At 64.3% G+C, this 24,036-nt stretch carries 24 protein-coding genes and 1 pseudogene; 7 read left to right on the forward strand and 18 right to left on the reverse strand.

Going from position 1 to position 24,036, the window contains the following annotated elements; all coding sequences use genetic code 11:
• Nucleotides 1–298 (forward strand): annotated as a pseudogene (locus tag ACKAE7_RS00005) (hypothetical protein); the annotation flags it as partial.
• Between the two features lie 8 nt (nt 299–306).
• On the opposite strand, the gene ACKAE7_RS00010 reads toward ACKAE7_RS00005, so the two are convergent.
• Both ACKAE7_RS00010 and ACKAE7_RS00015 read right to left on the reverse strand, forming a co-directional pair.
• Nucleotides 307–1,527 carry a glycosyltransferase 87 family protein gene (locus ACKAE7_RS00010; protein ID WP_188810552.1) on the reverse strand — a complete coding sequence of 407 codons (1,221 nt, stop codon included), beginning with the start codon at nt 1,525–1,527 and terminating at the stop codon, nt 307–309.
• A gap of 61 nt (nt 1,528–1,588) precedes the next feature.
• Complete coding sequence (locus ACKAE7_RS00015; RefSeq protein WP_229666392.1) at nt 1,589–2,938, reverse strand: glycosyltransferase family 87 protein; 1,350 nt, start codon at nt 2,936–2,938, stop codon at nt 1,589–1,591.
• 305 nt (nt 2,939–3,243) lie between these two features.
• Here ACKAE7_RS00015 and ACKAE7_RS00020 point away from each other — a divergent pair, with 305 nt between their 5' ends.
• Complete coding sequence (locus ACKAE7_RS00020; RefSeq protein WP_188810551.1) at nt 3,244–3,453, forward strand: hypothetical protein; 210 nt, start codon at nt 3,244–3,246, stop codon at nt 3,451–3,453.
• Nucleotides 3,454–3,572: 119 nt separating this feature from the next.
• Nucleotides 3,573–3,941, forward strand: coding sequence for a hypothetical protein (locus ACKAE7_RS00025; RefSeq protein WP_344672556.1), 369 nt, complete (start codon nt 3,573–3,575; stop codon nt 3,939–3,941).
• Here ACKAE7_RS00025 and ACKAE7_RS00030 read toward each other — a convergent pair.
• From ACKAE7_RS00030 to ACKAE7_RS00040, 3 genes are all read right to left on the reverse strand, one after another.
• The gene (locus ACKAE7_RS00030) at nt 3,938–4,417 is read right to left on the reverse strand and encodes a hypothetical protein (RefSeq protein ID WP_188728536.1); all 480 of its coding nucleotides are present in this window, start codon (nt 4,415–4,417) and stop codon (nt 3,938–3,940) included. The two genes, ACKAE7_RS00025 and ACKAE7_RS00030, sit on opposite strands and share 4 nt — an antisense overlap.
• Before the next feature lie 110 nt (nt 4,418–4,527).
• A complete protein-coding gene (locus ACKAE7_RS00035) occupies nt 4,528–5,415 on the reverse strand; it encodes a class I SAM-dependent methyltransferase (protein ID WP_191036011.1) in 888 nt (295 codons plus the stop codon).
• Nucleotides 5,416–5,439: 24 nt separating this feature from the next.
• The gene (locus ACKAE7_RS00040; protein WP_408978263.1) at nt 5,440–6,141 is read right to left on the reverse strand and encodes an SDR family NAD(P)-dependent oxidoreductase; all 702 of its coding nucleotides are present in this window, start codon (nt 6,139–6,141) and stop codon (nt 5,440–5,442) included.
• A gap of 74 nt (nt 6,142–6,215) precedes the next feature.
• On the opposite strand from ACKAE7_RS00040, the gene ACKAE7_RS00045 reads away from it, so the two are divergent.
• Together ACKAE7_RS00045 and ACKAE7_RS00050 are read left to right on the forward strand one after the other, a co-directional pair.
• Nucleotides 6,216–6,872 (forward strand): GntR family transcriptional regulator, encoded by a 657-nt coding sequence (locus ACKAE7_RS00045; RefSeq protein ID WP_408978155.1) that lies wholly within the window; start codon nt 6,216–6,218, stop codon nt 6,870–6,872.
• On the forward strand, nt 6,869–8,047 hold the full coding sequence (locus ACKAE7_RS00050) for an MFS transporter (RefSeq protein ID WP_408978156.1): 1,179 nt from the start codon (nt 6,869–6,871) through the stop codon (nt 8,045–8,047). The genes ACKAE7_RS00045 and ACKAE7_RS00050 overlap by 4 nt, the downstream gene beginning before the upstream one ends.
• On the opposite strand, the gene ACKAE7_RS00055 is transcribed toward ACKAE7_RS00050, so the two are convergent.
• The 7 genes from ACKAE7_RS00055 to ACKAE7_RS00085 all read right to left on the reverse strand — a co-directional run bounded on the left by ACKAE7_RS00055 (nt 8,048) and on the right by ACKAE7_RS00085 (nt 16,772).
• A complete protein-coding gene (locus ACKAE7_RS00055) occupies nt 8,048–8,620 on the reverse strand; it encodes an MOSC domain-containing protein (protein ID WP_408978157.1) in 573 nt (190 codons plus the stop codon).
• Between the two features lie 101 nt (nt 8,621–8,721).
• Entirely contained in the window at nt 8,722–9,495 is a 774-nt protein-coding gene (locus ACKAE7_RS00060) for a hypothetical protein (protein WP_408978158.1), read from the reverse strand.
• Nucleotides 9,496–10,421: 926 nt separating this feature from the next.
• Nucleotides 10,422–11,612, reverse strand: a complete 1,191-nt coding sequence (locus ACKAE7_RS00065) for an MFS transporter (RefSeq protein WP_408978159.1) — start codon at nt 11,610–11,612, stop codon at nt 10,422–10,424.
• Complete coding sequence (locus tag ACKAE7_RS00070; RefSeq protein ID WP_408978160.1) at nt 11,609–12,988, reverse strand: tetratricopeptide repeat protein; 1,380 nt, start codon at nt 12,986–12,988, stop codon at nt 11,609–11,611. The genes ACKAE7_RS00065 and ACKAE7_RS00070 overlap by 4 nt, the downstream gene beginning before the upstream one ends.
• A 463-nt stretch (nt 12,989–13,451) precedes the next feature.
• Complete coding sequence (locus ACKAE7_RS00075; RefSeq protein ID WP_408978161.1) at nt 13,452–15,854, reverse strand: ATP-binding cassette domain-containing protein; 2,403 nt, start codon at nt 15,852–15,854, stop codon at nt 13,452–13,454.
• Nucleotides 15,855–15,945: 91 nt separating this feature from the next.
• Complete coding sequence (locus ACKAE7_RS00080) at nt 15,946–16,368, reverse strand: VOC family protein (protein ID WP_191036003.1); 423 nt, start codon at nt 16,366–16,368, stop codon at nt 15,946–15,948.
• Nucleotides 16,365–16,772 (reverse strand): helix-turn-helix transcriptional regulator, encoded by a 408-nt coding sequence (locus tag ACKAE7_RS00085; protein WP_188810961.1) that lies wholly within the window; start codon nt 16,770–16,772, stop codon nt 16,365–16,367. Before ACKAE7_RS00085 ends, ACKAE7_RS00080 begins: the two co-directional genes overlap by 4 nt.
• A gap of 286 nt (nt 16,773–17,058) precedes the next feature.
• Between ACKAE7_RS00085 and ACKAE7_RS00090 the strand changes: the two genes are divergently transcribed.
• A complete protein-coding gene (locus tag ACKAE7_RS00090) occupies nt 17,059–17,460 on the forward strand; it encodes a CBU_0592 family membrane protein (RefSeq protein WP_190613710.1) in 402 nt (133 codons plus the stop codon).
• 34 nt (nt 17,461–17,494) lie between these two features.
• Here ACKAE7_RS00090 and ACKAE7_RS00095 read toward each other — a convergent pair whose 3' ends face one another.
• The 6 genes from ACKAE7_RS00095 to ACKAE7_RS00120 form a co-directional block, all read right to left on the reverse strand.
• Entirely contained in the window at nt 17,495–17,815 is a 321-nt protein-coding gene (locus tag ACKAE7_RS00095) for a hypothetical protein (protein ID WP_408978162.1), read from the reverse strand.
• A 148-nt stretch (nt 17,816–17,963) separates the two neighbouring features.
• Entirely contained in the window at nt 17,964–18,344 is a 381-nt protein-coding gene (locus ACKAE7_RS00100; RefSeq protein ID WP_408978163.1) for a universal stress protein, read from the reverse strand.
• A gap of 37 nt (nt 18,345–18,381) precedes the next feature.
• Complete coding sequence (locus ACKAE7_RS00105) at nt 18,382–20,409, reverse strand: tripartite tricarboxylate transporter permease (RefSeq protein WP_408978164.1); 2,028 nt, start codon at nt 20,407–20,409, stop codon at nt 18,382–18,384.
• Between the two features lie 8 nt (nt 20,410–20,417).
• On the reverse strand, nt 20,418–21,191 hold the full coding sequence (locus ACKAE7_RS00110; RefSeq protein WP_408978165.1) for a hypothetical protein: 774 nt from the start codon (nt 21,189–21,191) through the stop codon (nt 20,418–20,420).
• Between the two features lie 6 nt (nt 21,192–21,197).
• On the reverse strand, nt 21,198–21,626 hold the full coding sequence (locus ACKAE7_RS00115) for a hypothetical protein (RefSeq protein ID WP_408978166.1): 429 nt from the start codon (nt 21,624–21,626) through the stop codon (nt 21,198–21,200).
• Between the two features lie 85 nt (nt 21,627–21,711).
• Nucleotides 21,712–22,791, reverse strand: coding sequence for a PrpF domain-containing protein (locus tag ACKAE7_RS00120; protein WP_408978167.1), 1,080 nt, complete (start codon nt 22,789–22,791; stop codon nt 21,712–21,714).
• A gap of 278 nt (nt 22,792–23,069) precedes the next feature.
• Here ACKAE7_RS00120 and ACKAE7_RS00125 point away from each other — a divergent pair, with 278 nt between their 5' ends.
• Nucleotides 23,070–23,984 (forward strand): LysR family transcriptional regulator, encoded by a 915-nt coding sequence (locus tag ACKAE7_RS00125; protein ID WP_188810522.1) that lies wholly within the window; start codon nt 23,070–23,072, stop codon nt 23,982–23,984.
• The last annotated feature ends 52 nt before the right edge of the window (nt 23,985–24,036 follow it).

Raw genomic sequence — 24,036 nt, forward strand, 5'->3', positions numbered from 1 at the left:
GGCCAGGGTTTCCAACTCCCGGACGTTGCCCGATGAAGGGGTGGCCACTTGCCGCCTTGCGGCGGTGCGCGCACCGACCCTGCTGCTTGTGGGGGGTGCCGACACGCAGGTCCTGGCACTGAACCGGCAGGCCATGGGCCTGATGCGGGCCCCAGTGCACCTGGAGATCATCCTGGGAGCCACCCACCTCTTCGAGGAGCCCGGAACGCTGGGCCAGGTCGCAGTGCTGGCCAGGGAATGGTTCTCGCGCTACCTTACGCCGGAGGCTGCCGTGGAAGGTGCGCCGGGGGTTTCTTAGGACTTCAGCTACGCGCCGGCGGGCACCGCTGCAGGTTTCCGGCCCAGCTCGGCGGTCCGCTTCACCGACCACCACAGCAGCACCACCAGGAGCACGTTGCGCGTCGTCAGGATGGCCGCCATCACCGGGTGGGCGTGGATCAGCGGGGTGTAAAACAGCGGGTAGATCACGAAGGTGGTCATGGCGATGCCCATCAGCAGCGCCGCGGGGACCTTCCACCGGTCCCAGTCGTGGGTCAGCCCGGCGATGATCACGGGTGCCAGCCAGATGATGAACTGCGGGGAGCCCACCTTGTTGAACACAATGAAGGCGGTGACCATCATCAGGGAGCCCTCGAGGAAAAGTTCCTCCCGTTCCGCGCCGCGGTTCAGGGCGCGGACCAGCAGGACGGCAGCGATCACGGCCGCGAGGATCAGCAGCGGCTGCATCAGGAAAGCCGCCACGCCGGCGCCGGGTCCGTAGACCTCGGTGGAGTTAATGGCGGTGTTGTCCGCCATCTTCGAGCCTGCGATGTTGAAGACGCTCAGCCACACCCACGGCGTGGAGAAGGTGGCTTCCAGCTGCATGCCGCGCTCGCCCTGGTTGGTGAGGAAGTCCATGATGTGTGGCAGCCCGCCGGCCAGCCAGGTGCCCAGGGCTACAACCACTGTCACCGCCACCCCGGAAAGGAGTATGTGTATTCGTTTCCGGCTGGCAATCACGATGGGCACCAGGACCGCCGCCGGCCACACCTTGATCCAGGTGGCGATGCTGAGCAGGACGCCGGCCACCACCGGCCGCTGCGCCGCGTACAGCAGGGCGATGAGCACGATGGGGGCGGTGATGCCTTCAACGCGGGCGAAGCTGAGGTAGCCCATGAAGACTGTGAAGAACAGCCACCACCAGGCCGGGGCGATGCCGCACTCCTTCCGCGGCCCGCGGGTGAGGAAGGCGAGTCCGGCCGCGTTGAGGGCTGTGATGATCAGGAACCACACGAGGAGGTACAGGTCCGGCCCGGCGATGTTGGCCAGGAAGATGGGGATCTGCGCCAGCACGGGGTACACCCAGGGGCTGATCTTCCCATCGAGGTCCGCGGGGTTGTAGCCGTCCATGGCCCACTGGCGGTACTGCTCCGTGTCGCTGAATGTGTCGCCGTGCAGGAAGAAGGACGCCATCCAGCCCAGGAAGTACAGATGGACGACGGCGAATCCCCACCACACGCTGGAAGGGCGGGCGAACCAGTCCACCACCTTTGCGGGCAGGACTTTGCTGCGGACGGTGACCAGGCGGTCGAAGAACCTCGTGGAAATCTTAGGACTCCTTGAGCGCGGGGGCGGCAGCAGGCGCCTTCTTGCCCAGCAGGTAGAGGCGCCGGACGCTCCAGATGAACAGGACCACCAGGAGGACGTTGCGGATGGTCAGCACCAGGGCCATCCAGGGATTGTTGTGGCTGAGGGCGTCGTAGAACAGGGGGTAGATAAAGTACGTTGCCACGGCGATGACGATCAGCATGGCGGCCGGGACCCGCCAATCACGCCAGCTGTGGGCGAGGCCGACGGCGACGGCCGGGGCGAGCCACACCATGAACTGCGGCGAGCCCACCTTGTTGAACACAACGAACGCGGTGGCCAGGGTCAGGGCACCGGCGAGGAGCAGCTCGGTGCGGTCAACGCCGCCGTTCAGCTGGCCTTTGTGCTGGTTTCCGTTGTGGAGTGCCCAGAATGTCAGGCCGGCCACCAGCAGTGCGGCCAGGATCAGGAGGGGCTGCATCAGCACTGACATCAGTGCGGTGCCGGGGCCGTCCACCTGCATGGAGTTGATGTCCGTGTTCATGTACATCCGGGAATCGCCGACGTTCAAAACGGACAGCCAGAGCCAGGGCGTGGTAAAGGTGGCCTCCAGCTGCATGCCGCGGTCACCCTGCTGGGTGAGGAAGTTCAAAAGCTTGGGGACACTGCCCACCGCAGCGGCCAGCGCAACTACCCCCGCCGTCGTCGCAAGGCCGGCGAGCACCACCAGGACGCGGTTTTTGACGACGGCGAACAGGGCCAGCATGACGGCGGCGGGCCAGACCTTCACCCAGGTGCCGATGGCGAGCAGGACGGAGGCGATGAACGGGCGGCCGACGCCATAGGCAAGGGCCACCAGGACCAGCGGGGCGGTGAGGCCGTCCACGCGGGCGAATCCCAGCCAGCCCATGAGGAAGGTGAACACCAGCCACCACCAGCCCGCGGGGATGGCCTGGCGGTCCCGGCCGCGGTTGGTAAGTTTCAGCAGTGCCCAGCCGTTCAGGACTGTGGTCATGAGGACCCACAGGAAGAAGAACGGACCGGGGCCGGCGACTCCTGCGATAGCCATGGGGATCAGGGCAAGGATCGGGTAGACCCAGGGGCTGGGCCCGCCGGTGAGGTTCGCGTCGTTGAACCCTGCCATGGCCCAGTCGCGGTAGATGAAGGTATCGCTGAAAGCCTCACCGCGAAGCGAGAGGGATGCCGCGAAGACCAGGAAAACCAGGTGCACCACGATGAAACCGCCCAGCAGCCCGCGGCCGGTGTTCAGCCGGGTCCGGGCGGGCGTGGGAAGAACGGCGTTGCGGATCCGGGTGAGTCTGCCGAAGAAAGCGTCCGTAGAGATGGCGGGATCCTTATCAGGTCGTTGCACAGCCGTGTGTTGCGCAGTGGTGCACGGGTCTTGCCGGGAGGCTTCTCCGGTGGCATTGGAGGCGTCCAAAAACAGCTTCCACTCCCCATTAACTGTAATTGACCAGCCCGAGCGGGCCGTAATTGCTGAGCTTGCACGGCGGATCCCGCAGCGCTGACCTGCGGTTCCTTGTTACTTGATTTTTCAAGTTGCTGGTGGTCCGATGCTGGGGCATCATGAGGTGGGCAGTATGATGCCCTGCCGCGTCGGCAGCTTGGGGGAGCGAAAGACGCGTGTCCCACACCTAGAACACTAAGGCCCCACCCATGACCGCTGACTTCCCCTTGACCCTGACCGTTGCCGACCGCGCGAGCATGGACAGCGAGCTCGACGCCGCTGTCACCGCCGCCAAGGCCTACGCGCTTGCCGAGAAGCGCCACGGCATCCTGGTGACACGGCACGGCGTGGACAAGTTCACCGTGGCACTCAGTGAGGCTGTTCCCTTCGGCTTCACGCGCGAACACCAGGCCTGGTAATCCGGCCGGGCCGGTTCGCGTAACCGGCGCGCCAGCCGTTCCCGGGAACGCTACCGGCCCCCTTCCGCTCCGCTGCCGCCGTGGCTCGGTCCAGGTACGGCTTGAAGGGTTAGGCAACCGTGACCTTCAGGTCGTTCCTTCCCGGTGCAACGCCCGCTACTGTCGACAGCACCATCGGGGACGACGGAAGAGGCACGATGAGCATCGACATCGAGATTGGTACAAGCCTCAGCAATGAGGACGCAGCGCACTTTGCGGCCACAACGGAAGCAATCACCTCAGCGATGCAGAGGGTGCGGGAACGGCACGCGGCGTACAGCTGGGTGTGGACTGACGAGATCCGCTGCCGCGGCTGCAACGCGAGCCTGGACATACCGCTGCTCGCCAGCACGAACGTGAGCGCCGACAAAGCCTTCCAGGCACATCAGTCCGCCCAGCTCGATGCCTTCCTGGCTGCCGGCGGACACCAGCGGGGGGAATTCGGCTAGCGGTACCAGCCCACCGAACGGTCGTAGCTGGACACCAGCGCCCCTGTGCCTGGCGCGCCATCCCCGCCCGCGGGGAAGTAGATGGCCCCAAACTCGGCGCCTTCAGATTCGATCCGTTGGCGCGCCCATGCTTGGGCGTCGTCGATGTCCTTCTCCGGAATGCCTTCGCGGGTGTTGTTTCCGGCGCTGAAATGGATGTCCAGCTGGTACTCCCCGGACTGCGACGCTCCGGCATGGTGGCCAGGATCCCGCTCATCGCGCCTGCTGACCATCACCTGTGCCAAAGCATGGAGGAAGGACGGGTCCTTGGCCGCGCTGCCATGCTGCTGTTGTTCCATCCGCAGCGCTGAAACCACGCTCTCCACGGTGTCCGCGTCGCTGACCACGTATGAAGCTCCGGCGACGTCCGCCTCCGAGCCCCCAACACTTTTCAAGTACTGCATAAATTGCTCGGAGCTGGACTGTCTGGAGTTCATGCACCCTCCCTGAGGGCTATTCGCGGCGAGTGCCGACCTTCCCCACACTAGACCCATATGGATCGCCCAAGCCCGTGCCCTGTGAAATAGTTTGGGGACGGAGAGTGCGGTCAGGCCGGCTCATGCTGCGTCGATTGGCCGGGTACGCGTGGTGCCCCGTTCCCGCCCGCCTTCGCCAGCGTGAATATCCCATAGCGCATTGCACCGGTGCGGTAGGCCAGGATCAGGCGGGGAATGCTGAGAACGAAGATGCGGTTGCGGGCCCCAAGGGCGAGGCACCGGGTCTCGCGATCGACGAGCAGGGCCTTCATCAGTCGACGGGCGCAGACCGGCCAGGTGCGCGCGACGCGGCGGCTGACATCCTCATAGCCGGTGATCACAAAGCCCGCCGCGACGGCCATCGCCTCATACTCCTCGCGCGTGCCCATCGACGGCAGGCGCCCTTCGCGGCAGATCGGCTCGAGCAGGTGGCGAACCTTCCAACCTGTGGCATCAGTCTCGGCGAGCCACGCGCAGACGACGAAGCGGCCGCCGGGCGACAGCACGCGATGCGCCTCGGCGAAGAACCTGGGCTTATCGACCATGTGCTCGCTCGACTCGATCGCCCACGCGGCATCGGCTGAGGCATCGGGCAGCCCGTTGGCGAGCCAGTCGCGGAGACGGATGTCCACGTCTGGTACAGGATGCGCGGCGGCATAGTGGGCCTGCTCAGCGGACAGCGTGAAGCCGGTAACGCGGACCCTGCGTGTCACCGCCAGCCGTCCTGCTGTGGAGCCATAGCCGCAGCCGATGTCGACGCACGCCTCTCCGGGCATCAGGCGCAGCCGGTCGCCAACGGTGTCCACCAGCGCCTCTACGGCCTCGGCGGGAGTCTCGCGACCGGTTGCCCACAGCCCGTGATGGACATGCTCACCCCACACCCGGCGATAGATCGGATCGAGCTCGTCGTAGTGATCCGCAACCGCCGCGGCGTTCTGGGGAATTTCGGGGACGATCACGCCATCACAGTACAGCTTGTCGGGTCAGCCCAGGCGCTCGCCGGTCACACCGGCCAGGTGGTCCAGGAGTTCGTCCTGGAACCGCTCATCGCGGACGGCAGGATGCGGCTTTTCCCGGTGCTGGTGGTACCAGTAGCCGCCGCTGGTGAGGGCCTCCGGGTCATCGCTGGCGGCCAGCCACTCCTGCGTGCGGTGGCCCAACCGGAGGTCGTCCGGGGCGCCGGCGCCGCCCATCCTGGTGGGCACCCAGCCGGGATCGACGGCGTTGCTGAGGACGTCCGGCCATAAACGCGCGACGGCGGCTGCCAAAGCCGTGAGGTAGAGCTTGCTGTCCGAATAGGTCACCTGGGCGTGCTTTTGGATGGGTGCGTGGCCGCCGCGATGCATGCCGCTGCTGACATATATCAGCCGCCGCGGCCGTTGCATGACTGCGGTGAGGAGGTAGGGTGCAGCGACGTTGACCTGGAAAATGTCCGGGCCGTGGAGCACGCCGGCGTTGTGGATGACGGCGTCCATCTGCCCGAGCCGGTTCACGTGGGCAGCGATACCGCGGACCTGGTCCGTGTCGGCCAAGTCGCCAACAACGCCATCCGCACCGCGGTCCAGCAGATCCTGGACGGAAACCAGGCGTTCCGCACTGCGGGCATGTACGACGACGTGGTGGCCCTCCTCCATAAGCGTTTTGGCTGTGTGCCGACCCAGCCCGTCCGCAGAGCCTGTGATAATATGCGCGCCACTGGTCCTCCTCAAGTTGTATACAAGTATGCACCAAGGGCTAGGGTAGCTTCGGAGGTAACGACATGTCTGGTGCAACCACCCGCAATACCGGGGCGGATTTCGTCTATGCCGAGCTGAAGCGACAGATCATCAGCCTGGAGCTGAAGCCGGGTGAACGCGTGTACGAACCCGCGATGGCCTCTGCACTGCAGGTGAGCCGCACCCCGCTGAGGGAAGCCATCCGGCGGCTGATCTCGGAGAGCCTGCTGGAACAGCAACGGACCGGCGGCGTGCTGGTGCCGGCGCTGGATGAGGCGGCAATTTCCGAGCTGTATGAAGTCCGCGCGGCCATGGAATCGCTGATGGCGCGCAATGCCTGCCTCAAAGCCACCCTGGCTGACATCAACGCACTCGAAGGCATCCTTGAGCGCAACGCTGCGACGGTGGGCTTCGCCGATGAAGCGATGAAGCAGGGGATGTCGCTGCACGGAAAGATCGCCGGGATTGCCGGCAATTCGTGGGCCCGGCGGTTCCATGACCAGATATCAAACCAGATGGAGCGGTACCGGCACTTCACCAACAGCACGCAGGAACGGCGGGACCAGGCCCTGGCCCAGCACCGGACCCTGGTGGCTGCCGTGGCCGCCGGCGACCCGGACCGGGCTGCAAGGATCGCGTTCGACCATGTCATGGGTGCGCGCGACGCAGCCGTGCGGGCCATGTCCGGCACCACTGCATGATAGGCGAACTGGGCCGCCGGTCCACTGCAGCCCTCCTGGTCCATTCCACGCTGATCCAGGCCCTGACCTTCCTGCTGCGGCCCGCTGCCACTTACCGTGCGCTGGAGCTGGACGTTCCCGGTTTTGCCCTGGGTCTCCTGGCCGCCAGCTACGCCGTCTTCCCGCTGCTGCTCGCCGTCCCCACGGGTGCCCTGGTGGACCGCCTGGGTGAACGCCGCCTCATGGCGGCCGGTGCCGCCGTCGTCCTGGCCAGCGCCTTGTTCCTGCTGCTGTGGGGTTCGTCAATCGCCGCCCTGATCATCGGAACCGCCCTCCTGGGCGTCGGCCAGCTGACCTGCGTGGTTGGGCAACAGGCGGTGGTGGCCAACAACGCGGCTGCCTCCCGGATGGATTCCGCCTTCGGCTACCTCACCTTCGCTGCGTCCCTGGGGCAGGCGGTGGGGCCCCTGGCCATCTCCCTGGTGGGAGGCGCGGCCGTCCGCCCCGACACCCAGGCGATCTTCCTCCTCTCGGCCTGCATGGGCCTGGTGCTCCTGGTGACCACCTTCGGCATCTCCGCAAGTGTCAGCGCCAGGAAGGGAACGGCAGCCCCGGCGAACAGCGGCAAGGGCAACGTGGCCGCGCTGCTGAAGACTCCCGGCGTGGCGCGGGCCCTGGCCACCAGCGCCACTGTCCTTGCCGTGGTGGACCTGACCATGGTCTACCTCCCGGTGCTTGGATCCGAACGCGGGCTCAGCGCGGCAACCGTTGGCGCCCTGCTCGCCGTCCGCGCCGTGTTCTCAATGGTGTCCCGCATCCTGCTGGGGCACGTCTCCCGGAAGCTGGGGCGCAAGCGGCTGCTCGTGGCCAGCCTGGTGCTATCCACCATCGCTTTGGCCGCCATGGCGGTTCCCATGCCGGTGCTGCTGCTCTTTGCGGTCATGGCCGTGCTTGGACTGGGCCTTGGCATTGGCCAGCCGCTCACCATGTCCTGGCTTTCGGCGCAGGCACCCGCCGGGCAGCGCGGACGTGCCCTTGCCCTCCGGCTCGCCGGCAACCGGGTGGGCCAGGTGGTGCTTCCCAGTGTTATCGGTGTGGCAGCGGCAGGAGTTGGCGCGATGGGGGTTTTCCTGGCGTCCGCGGCCGCAGTGGGCGGGACGCTTTTGCTGCTCCGCGGCGTTCGGCTGGACGACTAACTACGGCAGCCGACTTGGCCGCAGCAGGGTGGGCACGCCGGCCTGCTCCGGATCCAGTGGAACAGGGCTGACCAGTACTGCCGGGCCGCGATGGAGCGTTCCGCTTGAGAGCGCCCGGCAGCGGATGCCGCCCCGGCCCCGCATCGAGGCGTGGGCGCCGGGGGCCAGCATCTCGTTCATCCAGGCGCAGGGCTGGGCATGCCTGCCGCCGTGGAAAGCCACCGCGTCCCCGCCCGACTCCAGCACAAAGTCCTGCCCCAGCAGAGGCAACAGGTGTGCGCCGCGGAGCACCACGTTCCGCCGGGTCAGGAGGGGATTGAACGGCTCCGCGCCCAGCTCGGCCGCGATGGCCTCCAGGGATTCGACGGCGAACAGTGTCACCGCGGCGTCCATGTGCGCGGCCTTGCCGAAGAACCTGTCACCCACGATGCCCTTGCCCGCCACCACCTCGGCAACATCGGCATCCGTGGTGGGCACATCTGCGGCGCCGTCCCGTGCCCGGCCGAAGTAGGCGTGCCCGGGTGACACCAGCAGGTGCAGGATTTCGACGCCGTACCGGTACTTAGCTGACATGTCCATAGCCTAGGCCAGCCTGCCCCACAAATACGGTTAAAGACGGCGGCCTCCCAGCCTGTGGAGCAGGATGAACGGGCCGGAGAAATCGTGTGCCGCGTTCAGGAACTCCCGGTACTTGCGTCGATAGCGCTGAATGCTCGTGTATTACTGTCACGGCGCTGAACAATGGCGTTGACCAAAGATGCCCAACGATGCTCGGCTGCGGCGGAGGTTCTCGGGTAGTGGTTACCCGGGACCGGCACCAGGGACCACTCCCGTCCGTGCCCTGTTGCACGGTCCATGGATCTCCGGGTGGAACTCGGCAGCACGACTTCATCTTCGTCCGGAGCGATGACCACCACGCGCACAGGGCATTTCCGGGTGTGTTGGTCGCCGTCGTCAGGCCCTCCCGCGGTCGGTCCGAAACGAACCGCCGCCCACCTCCTGAACTCCGGCTCGTCCCCGTGTAGCTGAAGGTGATCTTGGAGGTTGATCATGGGAGACATAGCAACCACCTGCCTCGGCTCGACATGCTCGGCAAGCTGAAGGCCCACCCACGCTCCGAAACTGACGCCGAAAATGGAGACCTCTGGCGTTCTGCGCGTGGCCATGACCTCGGCGACTGCCTTCGCCGTTTCCCGAATCGCGGCCTGCCAGTTGAGCCAGGCGCGTTCCTGGAAGTCGGAGCCAAAGCCGGCAGAGCCGGGATAATTGATGATGAGCAGGTCAAAACCTGCATCAATAACGGTTCGATAGGTACCGCCATATCTGAGGTCGTCGAGCTCATGGCTGTCCGGGCCACCGTGAAGACAGACGACGAGCTCCTGGCCACGCGGCGGCTGTTCGGCATGCACGTAAACGCACGGCAATCCGGCCGGGGTGATCTGGCTCACCGTCAGTTCCCTCCTTACAGCGGCGATCCCGGCGATAAGGCCCCTTTGGGTCCGCCAGCACGATCCGATTGCGAGACCCTTGGACCGGATGACCGGGTCAGTAGCCGCTCCCATGGCGAAAACCTGGGACGTTCCGCATTGAGCTTCAGCTAACGTGAAGCAATCGTCGCAGGGGTCCAGATGCAGCAGGTGTTGTCCCTTTTCTGCGTGGATGCCATAGGCCGTTATACGCGTGTCCGACGCAGCGACAGAGATCAGGGACCAGCCCGGCGGAGCCACGATTTCCGCCTCGCCGGCGCCGCGGACTACGGAGAATCGGGCACCGGACTTACTCGACCGTTTAATAACAACGAACTCGGATGTGGCGGCAACGATCAAACCGGCACCATGCCCCACACTGTTCCCGTCGCGGACCATGCTCCACCCGACCTCCGATTCGGCAACCAGGGTCCCGCCAGCGAATATGCATTTTGGTGTGCCGTGGCTGGGTGCGACCCGCCGCAGATCCCCACACTCCAGATCGAGGAGGAGAGTGTCCCCCGCTGCCGTCAATGGCTCGAAAACCACGCGTAGTGTCGCTTCTTCTGCATCTGGGATGAGGCTGGCAATGCGGTGCGTCTGATTAGATGGCGACGGGATGGCACGCTCACGGGGTTGGCCCAGGCCCGTTGCTACAAGGGGAAACTCCCTTACCGTCAAGGTAGCCGAATCATGGATGAGGTCATAGACGAAAGGGTGGCCAGGTACACAAAAGGGCGCCAAAAAGCCGGACAACAATATCTGCTCATACCCGCCGGGCTCAGCCTGTCCCTGGTTTGATATTCGGTAGAGGCACCCATCGAGTTGGCTGAAGGTGAAGAGGGTAGAGCCTACAAGTGCGATGGGGACGAGGTGGTCCTCCTCGAAAAGGGACTCGACCGGCATGATTAGGCCGCTTTCACTGTCGATTCGCTGCGAACGCTGCGCAGAAGCGCAGGCAGAAGCACTGCATTGAACAACGTAACTGCGCCAGCAGTGAACAGCAGTCCCTCCGGGCCCGCGTTGAGCCAAAGGGGGGCGCCGAGGACGCCACCAAGCGTGTCTCCAACCAGGAACGCAGTTTGTGAAATCCCGAAAACAAAACCTGTTGCCTGGGCCGGGATAATGGCGTATTGGATCGTTTCCTCTGATGCGATGGCAAGCGACACGAAAGCAGCCCGCGCGATGAAGATAACTGCTATCCACGGAGCTCCCATCCCCAAGGCCAGCGCGGCAGCCAGCGTAATGACTCCGGTAAGGACCTCGGACACAGCAAACAGCGCGAAGGGCCGGCTGCTGGTGCTGTAGCGGGAGAAGATCCAGGTGGCGCAGATTTGAGCGACGCTCATGAGCGCCATGATCAAGGCTGCCTGCGCGGCGGTGGCGCCACCATTGGTGAGAATCAACGGCAAATAAGGTGCCACCAGACTGACATAGAAGCCAGAGAGCAAGCCGATGACGGCCAGCTTTACGGCCAAGGCCTTGTAGCGCCTCTTATCGGCGGCCTCGTCTGCCTCTTCCGGCACGGAGTTCGGCAGAGTGCGGGCTTGGGAATTCGGCGCGAGCAGCACCCACACAAGCGCTGCTGCCACGAGTGCGGGGGCAATCAGCAAAGCGGTCTTCGCCCCGTCCCCTTGGGTTGCCGACAACGCGAAGATAGATGCGGCCCCGACTGTTCCCAGCAGGAGACCCGTCTGATTCCCGAGGTTTCGGGTTCCGACAATTTTGGGAATTTCCTCATCGGAGGCTGTGGATCGCACCCAAGGCCTAATAGCTACGAGAACCAGGGATGCGCCTGCGCCTGCAACCCCTGAGAAAATCACTACCGGAATAACGTCCGTGAAAAGGCGGCCAGCAATTCCGACAGCGTATAGAAGCGTTCCCAGGCGGACAGCATTTAAGCCGCCAAAGCGGTCTGCAAAGACACCCCATGCGAAAGAGAACCCGCCTACGACTGCCATAACGGCGTAGCCAATACCGAATGCTACTAACGCATTCATCTGCTCAAAATAGAGGGGTTGTGCAACTTTTGACATCCACATTCCACCGGCAAACAAAACGGTGAAGACTCCCAGTTGTCCCCGCAATCCGAGGCTCATACGTGCATGCCCAGAAGGGCTTCCCGGTTTGCTGCCAGGACGTCGGAGTCAGGGAACAATGCGAGTCCTGCTTCTATCAGTTCCAGAGCCTCAGCGCAGCGGTCGTGCCGGATTGCAATCTCTGCGCTCAGCGATGCACGGCGTTCGGCTTCTTCCTTTGGCAGGGTGCTGTGGATCCAGCCGTCAACATGCTGGGTGGCTTCATCGACGCGGTCCGCGAGGATGAGGCTGTAAACCAGATTGGTGGGATGGACGTAAGAGGCGGGATCGAGGGACGCGGCCCGAGCGTGCGCGTCCGCGGCTACCCCATGTGAACCGATTTCCCCTTCGTATACCCCGATCAGGCCCCATGCAGAGGCGAGACTGTCATCCAATTCCACTGCTTGTCGGCAGGCAGCCAGTGCGGCGTCTAAGTCTCCGGCCGACGCGTGGCATTTTGCTGCTTCCAAGTGGTATTCGGGCATGCGGGGGTCAACGTCAAGGAGTTCAGCGTAGGTGGCAATGGCAGCGGTCAGGTTTCCGGTTTGCTTGTAGCACTGGGCGAGGTTGTAAATGAGTACGGATCGGTGGATGGCCACTTTTTCGCCGGTCTGCGTGAGCCTTTTGATGCCCTCGCGAAGGAGCGTGATGGCCTCGTCCACGTGGCCGCGGCGGAAGAGTATGAGGGCATAGCCGTTCCTGTTGAAAACCTCGTCAAAGACAACACGGTCCTCGGTGCGCTCTTGGGAGCCCAGTTGCTGGATGAGGGCATAGGCCTCATTCAGCAACTCCTCGCTACGAGTCAAACTTCGAAGGCCGTCCGGGTGGTGGCGGGCATAAAGCATGGCTTTTCCGTAGAGGGCCCGGATTGCGTCGAGAGGCTCTTTGGATGTGCTCCAGCGGTCGTAATAGAACTCGGCCTGGACCGTCTCGTTCACCATGGCGTGCGCAAGTGCCAGGAGGTTCCACACCCGGGGTGACTGCTCAACCTCCTGCAGCAGATGTCCAAGGTTCAGCGCTGTCCATGCATCTCCTGAGTTGACGTAGTCGAAGGCCATGGTGACGATCTGTCCCGCATGGTCCTTCCTCGCGGACGGTGACAGCTTGTTCAGCAAGGACTGTTCCTCGGCCGAGAAATGAGGGACGGATTCATTTCCGCCGCTGTCAAAACGCAGTTGGACTGACCAGCCGCCCACGCGAACTGCCGCGTCAAGGAAATCGCGGCTGGGCCGGTCCAAGGCCTCAGCGTCGGTCACGTCTATTTCGATGGGACCGAAGGTTTCGCGGACGTATCGGGCAATTTTGATGTAGCTTCGTCGGGCCCGCTGGTGCTGGAAGAACCGGATCTGCTCGTTGGACGTCGCAGCATCCGTAAGGCTGGTTGTGCCGATCCGCACTTTGGCGGCCAGTTTGGTGTTCAGGGGGTAGAGAAGCCGAAGGCTCAGGGATAAGTCGTCGGGGTGTTCGTCCGGAGTTAAGTTGAAATGTTGCAGGACGGTTTTTACAACACCGAATGAGATGGGGGAATGGATTGAGGCGCTAACGCAGAACAAATAGATCCTTAAATGTAGCCAAAGCAGGGGTGCCGATCTGCAACCGGCACCCCTGCAACGGAACTAGATGGTGGTGGCTTTACCGCCATAAAGAACGGCAAAATCGATCTTCTGTTCCTTGGGCTTCTCGATCCTGAGCTGCATTAATTTCCCCAATCAATTAATGAGAACAACCTCGTACCTTTCTCAGCGAGGAAACTAACACAACTTTACTTATTGCCAAAGTCATACGCTGGGGCGGCGCTTTCACGGCGTGATGCGGTGCTCCGGTATTCGGAGGTTCCTGCCGGTGCAGGCGCAATACTGCTCACGCACCGACGTACGCCGCCAGGTGCTTGCCCGTGAGTGTCGCGGAGCCGGCCACAAGCTCAGCGGGCGTGCCCTCGAAAACGATCCGGCCGCCGTCGTGCCCTGCCCCCGGGCCGAGGTCGATGATCCAGTCCGCGTGCGCCATCACGGCCTGGTGGTGCTCGATCACAATCACGGACCTGCCGGACTCGACCAGCCGGTCCAGCAGGCCCAGCAGGTTCTCCACATCGGCCAGGTGCAGGCCGGTGGTGGGTTCGTCCAGGACATACACGTTGCCCTTCTCGGCCATCTGGGTGGCGAGCTTGAGCCGCTGGCGCTCGCCGCCGGAAAGCGTGGTGAGCGGCTGGCCGAGGCTGAGGTAGCCCAGGCCAACATCCTCGAGCCGCGCCAGGATGGTCCGCGCGGGCGGTGTCTTGGCCTCACCCTCGGCAAAGAACGCGGCGGCCTCGGTCACGGACATGGCCAGGACCTCGGCGATGTTCTTCCCGCCCACGGTGTACTCCAGCACAGCTGCCTGGAAGCGGCGGCCCTCGCAGTCCTCGCACGGGGACTCCACGGTGGCCATCACGCCGAGCTCGGTGAAGATGACGCCCGCGCCGTTGCAGGTGGGGCAGGCGCCCTCGGAGTTGGAGCTGAACAGTGCCGGCTTCACGCCGTTGACCTTGGCAAACGTCTTGCGGATGGGCTCCAGCAGCCCGGTGTAGGTGGCCGGGTTGCTGCGGCGTGAACCGCGGATGGCGCCCTGGTCGATCACCACCACGCCTTCGCGCTTGGCCACGGACCCGTGGATCAGGGAGCTCTTCCCCGAGCCGGCCACCCCCGTAACCACGGTCAGGACACCCAGGGGAATATCGACGTCGACGTCTTGGAGATTGTGCGTCGAGGCGCCGCGGACCTCCAGCGCCCCGGAGGCCTTCCGGACGGCCTCCTTCAGCGACGCGCGGTCCTCCAGGTGGTGCCCGGTGATGGTGTCGCTGCTCCGCAGGCCCTCCACGGTGCCCTCATAGCAGACCTCGCCGCCGTTGGTGCCTGCCCCCGGGCCGAGGTCGACGACGTGGTCCGCGATGGTGATCATCTCGGGTTTGTGCTCCACCACCAGGACGGTGTTGCCCTTGTCCCGCAGCTGGCGCAGGAGCTGGTTCATCCGTTCGATGTCGTGCGGATGGAGGCCGATGGAGGGTTCGTCGAAGACGTAGGTGACGTCCGTGAGCGAGGAGCCGAGGTGGCGGATCATCTTGGTGCGCTGGGCCTCGCCGCCGGACAGGGTGCCGGCCGGCCGGTCCAGGCTGAGGTAGCCCAGGCCGATATCCGAAAACGAGTCGAGCAGGTGCTGGAGGCCCTTAAGCAGAGGCGCCACGGACGGGTCCTTGAGGTTCCGGACCCACCCGGCGAGGTCGCTGATCTGCATCTGGCACAGCTCCGCGATGTTCCTGCCGTTGATTTTGGAGGAGAGGGCCTGCTGCGTCAGCCGGGTCCCCTTGCACTCGGGGCAGGTCTGGAACGTGACGGCCCGCTCCACGAACCGGCGCACGTGCGGCTGCATGGCCTCCGGGTCCTTGGACAGCATGGACTTCTGGATTTTGGGGATGATCCCCTCGAAGGTCAGGTTGACGCCTTCCACCTTGATCTTGGTAGGTTCCGCGTACAGCATGGTGTCCAGCTGCTTGGCGGTGAATTTGGCGATGGGCTTGTCCATCGGCAGGCCCATGCCCTCGAACAATCGCCCGTACCACCCGTCCATGGAGTACCCCGGAACCGTCAGCGCTCCCTCGTTCAGGGACTTGGCGTCGTCGTACAGTGCGGTGCGGTCAATGTCGCTGACGTTGCCCATGCCCTCGCAGCGCGGGCACATGCCGCCAAGGTACACGGCGTGGTTGACCACCGCCTTCTCCACCCGCCCGCCCTTGTCCGTGGACATGACGCCGCTGGCCTTGCGGGTGGGAACGTTGAAGGAAAACGCCGTGGGCGGGCCGGCGTACGGGGTGCCCAGCCGGCTGAAAAGGATGCGGAGCATGGCGTTGGCATCCGTTGCGGTGCCCACAGTTGACCGCGGGTTGGCGCCCATGCGCTCCTGGTCAACGATGATCGCCGTCGTCAGGCCTTCCAGGAAGTCCACCTCGGGACGGGCGAGGTTCGGCATGAAGCCCTGGACGAACGCGCTGTAGGTCTCGTTGATCATCCGCTGCGACTCTGCGGCGATGGTGGCGAACACCAGCGAGCTCTTTCCCGAGCCGGAGACCCCGGTGAACACGGTCAGCCGGCGCTTGGGCAGTTCGACGCTGATGTTCTTGAGGTTGTTTTCCCGCGCGCCCTGCACACGGATGAGGTCGTGGGTGTCGGCGGCGTGCACGCCTTTTGTTTCGGTACGAGCCTGGGTATCGGTGCCGGTGTCCGTGCTCATCGGGTCTCCATCTGTTGGGCTGCGCTATCTGTTGGGCTGCGCTGACCGGAAGCCTCGTGCGCAGCCTCCGGTCGCCGTCGTTGGTATCAGCCTAGGCCTGCTGGTTGATCCGCACGGTGTTCCCGGCGGGGTCGCGGAAGGCGCAGTCGCGGATTCCGTAGGGCTGGTCCACCGGTTCCTGCACGACGTCGGCCCCGCTCGCCTCAACCTTGGCGAAGGCGGCGTCGACGTCCGGGGCGGAGAGGATCACGGTGGCGTAGGTGCCCTTGGCCATCATCTCGGCGATGGTGCGGCGCTCGTCATCGGTGATGCCGGGGTCCAGACCCGGCGGGTGCAGGACGATGGAAACGCCGGGCTGGCCCGCGGGGCCGACCGTGATCCAGCGCATGGTGCCGCGCCCCACGTCGTTACGGACCTCGAAGCCCAGCGCGTCGCGGTAGAACGCCAGGGAAGCATCGGGATCGGTGTGCGGAAGGAAGGTTGAGGAGATGGTGATGTTGTCCATGGCAGTCATGCTAGTTGCGGCTCGGGAGCGGGCGCTTCTCGATTCCTGACCGGTCTGGTGACCTGTTTGGCCACGCACGCGGGGATGCCCGCCGTCGTGCTCTTCGCCTCCTGCTTGTAGGCGCTGGGCGGCATCCCCACCAGTTCGCTGAAGCGCGTGCTGAAGGTCCCCAGCGAGGAACAGCCGACGGCGAAGCACACCTCCGTGACGGAAAGGTCACCCCGGCGCAGCAGCGCCATGGCCCGTTCGATGCGCCGGGTCATCAGGTAGCTGTAGGGCGATTCCTGGTACGCGGCCTTGAACCGGCGGCTGAGGTGGCCGGCGGACATGTGGACACCGCAGGCCAGGGCCTCGACGTCCAGGGGCTGCGCGTACTCCCGGTCGATCCGGTCCTTGACCCGGCGCAGGAGCATGAGCTCGCGCAGGTAGGGGTCGGTAGTCACCCTTCAGATGGTGCTCCCTGGCGGGGGAGTTGTCCAGACTTTTGACGGCGCGGAGGCTGCGTAAAACGCCCCCTCTTTGCGGGGTATGATTATGCCGCCAGCCGGCATGAGGTCCTCGCCCGAACAGGGCTCGAGTCAACGCAGTGTTGGATGATGTCCGTTCATTGAGCAGTGGCATCCGGCGAAACCAAACCCTTTTCATCACTGTCAAAGACCCTGCCCGGATACTGCGCGGGCAGCACCTTGAAAGGACCCCATGGAACTGCTGTGGGAAACCGCCGGCTGGGCCGGCGCGGCTGCGATTCTCAGCGCATACCTGGCCGTTTCCATGGGCTGGTTGAAGGCCGGCAAGGGCTTCCAGACCGCGAATCTTGTTGGCGCCGTCGCCTTCATCATCAACGGCACCTTCCACGGGGCGTGGCCTTCCGTGGTGACGAACGTGGCCTGGTTCCTTATTTCCGCCGTCGCGCTTGTCCGCATGCGTTCCGAAAGCAGCCCGCCGGTGGTGGCTGCCGACCCCCAGGTCCAGTTCCCGGGTGTCCCGGACACCACGGGCCAGATGGCCGTCGTCGAGGTTCTTACCGGTTCCATGCCAGTGGTCTCCATGCCTGCCGTCTCCATGCCTGTCATGGCTGACGGGCAGCGGCTGGCGCACTGAAGGCCTCCGCCGGTCATCCGCAAGGTGGCTGGCGCTACGCGTTCCTGGGTGCGGGGCGCCGGTAAACGCGCAGGCCGTCACTGTGGAGGAACAGTGCGCGGCCTTTTCCCTGGTCCTGCTGGAGCCAGAGGAGGCTGCCGTCGAGGGCGAGCATGTCGATGCGTCCTGATGCGATGGGCAGTCCTTGGCTGTGGATTTCCACCTGGTCGCTTCGCGAGAGTGTGCACCAGTTGGGAACCGGCTCGGGGGAGAGGGGTGCGGCAGCCCGTCTGGCTGGCTGGGGGCGGTTGTACACGATGGTCTCATCTCCTTGGTGGGGGCTTTGTCCTGGCCGGACTGCCTTCGGAAACGTCATGGGAGGAGGCAGGGTGACCGGTGGTCACCCTGCCTCCCTTGCGTGCTGTGGCGTCCCTGCGCCCGTCCTTCGGGCTACCTGTTGCGATGGAGTGCGGGAACGGCAGCACGCGGGCCGGACAAGAAGTCCGGCAGTTAGTGGGCTCCGGTCAGAGTTTGTCGGAGCGGACCGCGAGCACCGGGCAGGTGGCGTCGAGGAGGATCCTCTGGACGGTGCTTCCGAGGATGAGCTTGCCCACCATGGACCGGTGCCGAAGGCCGATAACGATCATGTCGACGTTGCGGTCCTGGGCGATCTGGATGACAGCATCTCCGGGGTCGGACAGGACCGAGGATTCGATGGTCAGGGCCAGGCCGGCATCCCCCAGCCGGGTTTCCAGCGCGCGCACTTCCTCTGGCTCCAGATCGTGGTGCCCGCGGCCGATATTCACAATCAGCAGGTCTGACTTCCTGAGGTGCGCTTCCTTGATTCCTTCTGACAGGGCTTCCCTGCCTTCTGAAGCAGGTGCGTAGGCGACGAGTATCGTCATTTCATATCTCCAATGGCCAAAGTGTGTGGGCGGACGGTTAGACGAGGGTGTTGAGCCAGCCCTGCGGCAGGTCGATCGGCAGCAGTGACGGGAGTGCGAGGAGCACTATGTACAGGACGCCGGTGTAGATGATGGCTACCTTGAGCCGGGCCCTTGCGACTATCAGGAGGAAGGCCGGGATGAAGATCGTGACTGCAACCAGGTATCCGAAGGCGGCCGTGAGAGCCAGGAAGCCTGTCATCCATAGGAAGGTCTTCAATGCGAACCTGGCATCAAGGGTCCAACCTGCCTTCGCGGGTTGTGTGGCAAGGATCCCCTCTGCCTCCTCGGAGATGCTCTGATCTGCCTTCGGGGTCCTGTCGCGAAGCCTTCTCCGGATCTCAATGAAGAGCAGGATGCCGGAGAAGATCAGGCCACCGGTGCTCACCAGCTGGGGGACCAGCCTGGCTTCCGGTGAGAATGAAGCGGAGGAGATTAGGGCGGCGGCGAAGGCTACGAAGAAGATGCCTGATGCTGCGAGGGACCAGGTTGAATTCTTCAGCGGAGCTTCGTCGTCCTCGGGCTGTTCGTCCCGGTGACCATCGTCAAGGTTGGTGTGCCGGCGGGCGCGGATGAACTTGATGAACGCCCAGATCATCGGGAGGATCAGGATTGCCAGGAAGACCATGACGCCGGGGCGGGCCATCCAGTCGAAGCCTTCGTAAAGGCTGTCGGTGAGGAAGTAGTAGCGTTCCAGCGGGATGGCCAGGACGAATCCGATCAGGAATGGTGCCCGGGGGAATCCCGTCGATTTCAGGAGCCAGCCGAAGACGCCGAGGATGATCATGATCCAGAGGTCGCCGAGCTGGCCGCCTTCCTGGAAGGAGCCCAGGAGCATGATGGCGACGAGGCCTGCGGCCAGGACGGCGAAGGGGACCTTGGTCAGTTTTGCGAGCTGTTTGACGCTGAGGAAGCAGAGCAGCGCGCCAAGGATCGAGGCGATGGCGAAGGACCAAACGATGAGGTACATCAGGTCGAGGTGTTCGGTGATGATGGAGGGGCCCGGCTGGATGCCGTAGGTGAGGAGCATTCCCAGGAGCATTGCGGAGGGCACGCCGCCGGGGATGCCGAAGAGGAGGGTGGGGATCAGGTCACCGGCTTCGACGGAGTTGTTGGCGCTTTCGGGGCCGACAATGCCGCGGGGGTCGCCCTTGCCAAACTGGCGCTTGTCCTTGGCGGTTGCGACGGCTTGGCCGTAGGCCATCCATGTTCCGGCGGTGGCGCCGACGCCGGGCAGGACGCCTGCCCAGATACCGATGAGCGCTCCGCGGATGACCTGGGTCCAGTGGGTAAGCCATTCCCGGATGCCCTGGCCCCATCCGCCGCCGAGGCTGATGGTTTGCTTTTCTCCGCGGCGCTGGCTGGCGCGGGATGCGATTTCGGCCAGACCGAAGATGCCCAGGGCGACGGCGACGAGTGACAGTCCGTCGCCGAGGAACAGGCTGCCGAAGGTGAAGCGTTCCTCAGCTGTGGTCGGTGAGGTTCCAACCATGCCCAGGATCAGGCCAAGGAGGCCTGCCGAGACGCCCTTGATGATGTTTCCCCGTGACAGGACTGCCGCCAAAGAGACACCGAGGACGGTCAACATGAAGAGCTCGGGACTTGCGAAGGACAGGACCAAGGGCCGGGCCAGCGGGATCGCCAGGGTCAGGCCGACCGCGCCGATGATGCCTCCGGCCATGGAGGAGAGGAACGCCAGGGTCAAGGCACGGGCTGCCTGCCCTTTCTTGGCCATGGAGTATCCGTCGAGCATGGTGACGCTGGCTGATGCTGAACCTGGGGCGCCGAGCAGCACCGCGGACACTGTGTCCGAAGTGTGAACGACGGCGAGAGCCCCGATGAGGAGCGCCAGGGCCTGGGGAGGTTCCATGCCAAAGGTGATGGGCAGCAGGATTGCGACGGCTCCTGTGCCGCCCAGTCCCGGGATGAGGCCCATGATCAGACCGGCCACCGTGCCGATCAGGAGCATGATGAGGAGGGAGGGGTCAGCGAGGGATGCCAGCGCTGCCATTGCGGAGTCAAGCATGATGGTCCTTATTCAACGTGGATGTTGTATTTGTCCGCGAGCAGCCCTGTGACATAGGACCGGACGGAGCCACTGACTTTGTAGGCGTCGCGGACGCGATCGGCCATGCCGGTGTCCGCGACGAGGGGATAGCCACCGAGTACCTTGGCAGCCTTCTCCTGGAAAGCTTTGTCGGTGCCAAGTTGCTCGCTGGATTGGCGCAGCAGCTCGTAGGCCTTCTCCGGTGTCTCCTGCGGCACCCAGAGTCCTTTTTGGTAGGTGTAGGTAAGCCCGAGCAGGGTCTTGTAGGCCTCGTACTTTTCGCCTGACGGTTTCTTCCCGTGAAGGGTTTCGTAGGCTTCTGCCACTGTGGGCACGTCGGGGAAGTTCGGGTCGCGGACAACATCTCCGGCCTCGTTCAGTTGACCGAAGGACATCAGGACGACGGCTTTGCCTTCCTTGACGATGCCTTCGACTGCCGAGCCGTAGGCCGAGGTCGTCTGGTAGTCCAGATCGATTTCGCCACGCTGGAGGGCCAGGTTGACTGGTCCGCGGCCTTCGAAGCCAAAGGTGCTCGTGACGTCTGCCTCGAGCAGGTCGAAAGCCACCAGGGTGGTGATGTCCAGGCCCGTAGCACTGATGCCGCCAAATACTAGCGGGGTGTCCCTGTTGATCAGGTCCTGCACGCTGGCCACGCCGGCTTCAGCCCGGGCGTAGATGACGCCGCCGGTTCCATTGACGACGACCGGCTTGAGGTCTTCGAAGGAGTACTTGACCGCTGAGCGTCCCAGGACCCAGGGCACGACCGTCTATGCCGTGCCTACCAGGATCTCAGTCCCGTCAGTCTTGGCGGAGCGGGCGAACCGGTTGGTCCCGAGGATGCCTTCACCGCCGGCTTCGTTGACGGGGGCGAAGCCGGGGCGGCCGGCCACGTAGTTCGTCAGTTCCGTGCCGATGAAGCGTGCCCACGTATCCGTTCCTCCGCCGGACGCCAGCGGAATGAGGAATTCGAGGGTCTCGCCGCTGAAGTCGCCGTCTTCGGTGCTGGAGGGCGGGTTCAGCAGGCTTCCACCCAGCACCGTTGTGGCCGTTCCGAGGAGTGCGAAGGCTCCTACCGCGGCAAGGATCGTGCGGCGGGAGTGCTTGGGCGGATCGGGCTGCTCCGTCTGCTCTGCCTGTCCGGCAGTGCCGTCCGGAGAGACTCCGGGCGGCTCCAAGGATGACTTGTTGCTCGTCATTGAGGAATCCTTTTGGGGTCAGTGCCTACCACCATGAAACACCGGTTTGGCGCAGCTGGGAGGGGAGGCTGTTGTGGGTGGTCGTTTACCAGGTCTGTGGAAGCAGCAGTTCGGCGTCAGCGATGCGGCGGGCGCTGCGAAGGGTGCCGACAACGGGGACGCCGTCACGCACTTCAGCCCAGGTCTGCACCAGGCCTGCCGGTGTCCGCATGGTCAGCCCTGAGGACGGATCCGTGGACAGCACGTCCCGGACCACGGTGCCCTCATGCTGGGCGGCCATGGTCAGGGCCACGCTTCCGGTGATCGCGAGGGCGGGGTGGAGTTTGCCCATGGACAGCATTCGGACAACGAGGTCAGCCTCGTCGCCGGGCGATGCCCTGGCTACGATCGCGAGCTTGGGGATGGCCCGCTCAGCTTCGGCCCGGCTGGCGGCAAGGCCCATGCGGACGGCCGCATCCCGGCGCACGTCATCGAGGTGCACCAGCAACGCCGCCTGGCTGTCGATGTCCACCGCAGTTTCGTGGCCCGTGAGCCCGAGGGATACGGCGTCGAGGATGATCAGCGGGGCGCCGGCGTCAATGAGCGTGGCGGGAACCTGACGGCCATCAAACGTGACTTTGTCCAGCGGCTCTCCGGTGGGAAACAGCTTCCCGGTGGTGCGCCCTGCGGGATCCAGGAAACCCATGCCCACCGAAAGTCCGGGGAAAGGGACACCCGGGATCACTTGGGTTCCGGGATCCTGGAGCTCGCCGCCGGGGGTGGGGACCTTCTGCAGGATGAGCTGATCGGTGTTGGTGTTCAGCGTCCTGACCGATGTGCTTTCCTGGCCGGGTTCTACCCAGCCCCGTTCGATGGCGTACGGGGCTACCACTGCTGAGCAGTTGCCGCAGTTGCTTCCCCAGTCCACTTTCTGTTCATCGATGGACACCTGGGCGAATGTGTAGTCGACGTCGGCTTCCTCGCCAAGGGAGCGGGACAGGATGACGGCCTTGCTTGTTGTGGACGTCCCGCCGCCCACTCCATCCACCTGGCGGTGGTCGGGGCTGCCAAAGAGGCGGAGGAGAACGTCGTCCACGCTCTTTCCGGGGACCTGGAGGTTGTCCCATTCGAAGACCCAGCACTTGCTGGTTCCGCCCCGCATCCACACTGCTGGGATCTTAAACATGATTGCCCTTCACATCTTTTTGGGCCCGTCCTTGGGCCATCACGCCGTATCGGCATTCACAAGTGTGATCCGAGCCTCGTATGAATTACAAACGCCAAATTATGCACTGGCATGCACTTTTAGTTCAATCGAAAGGCCGGTTGAGGCACCTTTTCATGCCCCTGAGGCTGACCGGCTCGGCCCTCCACCCCAGCAAGGGTGCTATATTCCGCTCCGCATGAAGTATCGGATTAGAATAGTGAGGGGCATGTAATAAACACTTCAATCGAAGGGCTGCCATGTTGAACGTCCGCAGGCTTGAATTACTCCTCGATGTCGTTGAGCTCGGCTCAATCACCGCTGCGGCGGAGAAGCACGTGTACTCGCCGTCCGGGGTCTCCCAGCAGCTGAGGCGCCTGGAAGCCGAAATCGGGCAGCCCCTCCTGCAAAGGCAGACGCGCGGCATGGTCCCCACGGATGCCGGACACGTCCTGGCCGCCCACACGCGCCGCATCCTCCGGCAGATGGCAGCGGCCGAGGCGGATCTCGCGGAAATCGCGGGCCTCAATCGGGGCAGCCTCACCATGGGAACCTTCCCCACTTTGGGTGGTTCCTTCCTCCCCGTCGTCATCAGCAGGTTCAAGAAGGAGTACCCGGCCATCGAGCTGCATGTCCGCAGCAGCCGGTTCGAGGACCTGATTGAGATGCTGGAGAACGGCCAGGTGGGAATGTCCCTGCTGTGGGACTACGAATGGAACCGGATGAATTCGGAGGACTTTGCGCTGACCACGGTGTTCGAAGACGCAACAGCGTTGATCGTCGGCAAAGACCACCGCCTGGCCCGCCGGAAGCAGGTGGACATGGCGGACCTGGCGGACGAGGAATGGATTGTCCGCGGCCAGGAACACCCGGTAGTGGAGGTCCTGCAGCGCAGTGCCAGCGCTGCAGGATTCACGCCCCGGATCGCCTTCCATGCCAATGACTACCAGGAAGCACAGGCCATGGTGAGTGTTGGACTGGGCATCGCGCTGGCGCCCCGCACCGCCGTCGTCAATAAACACCCCGGCGTGAGCATCGTTTCGCTCGGCTCGTCGGCCCCGTCAAGGCGGGTCCTGCTCGCGCACCGCCATGACAGGGTCCGTGCTGCTGCCGAAATTGCCTTCCAGACAACGCTCCTGGAGGTCGCCAAGGATTCAACGGCTGATTTCCGCTGAGTCAGCGCGTGGCCGTGCTGCGAAGAAGATCGTCCATATAGTTGCACTTTTC

It is taken from the genome of Pseudarthrobacter sp. NKDBFgelt, assembly GCF_046097905.1.
GTDB lineage: Bacteria > Actinomycetota > Actinomycetes > Actinomycetales > Micrococcaceae > Arthrobacter > Arthrobacter polychromogenes.